The 424-nt window shown below is 62.3% G+C and carries 1 protein-coding gene; it reads left to right on the top strand.

Translation table 11 applies throughout. The annotated features are described in order from the left end of the window. A partial coding sequence (locus tag AC5RWT_RS38035) for a LamB/YcsF family protein (protein WP_494084713.1) occupies positions 1–243 on the top strand: 243 nt, incomplete at its 5' end. Between the last annotated feature and the right edge of the window lie 181 nt (positions 244–424).

The following is a 424-nucleotide window of genomic DNA, read 5'->3' as shown; positions in this document are numbered from 1 at the left end:
CGGGAAAAGCTGGCTTGGGACCCTGCACTTGTGTCCTCACGTGCGATCAGGTTCGTGAGGGAAGGGAAAGTAGCCACGGTGTCGGGGCGGGATCTTGATATCTCCCCGGAAAGCATATGTCTGCACGGGGACGCACCGAACTCGGTGGAGGTTATCCGCACGGTCTGGCAGTCCTTGCAGGATGCCGGCATATCTGTCCGTCCGTTGACGGAAGCCGAAAACGTGGCGCCGGAACCGGACTGATCCGGGTGTGCATCGCGCTGACCGCCGGAAGGGTAGGAGCAACGAGTTGAGTGAGCCTGTACTGGAGCCGATCCTCATCGACGGAACGGTGGACACCATCGTCAACCGGCTGCGGGGCGCGATCGAAAAGGGCGCCTACTCGCCGGGCCAACAGCTGCGGGAAACCAGTCTTGCCCAGCAG

The sequence above is a fragment of the Arthrobacter sp. Dra40 genome, from assembly GCF_059091905.1.
The sequence above is the reverse complement of the archived record's forward strand: the minus strand, read 5'-3'. Positions and strand labels throughout refer to the sequence as shown.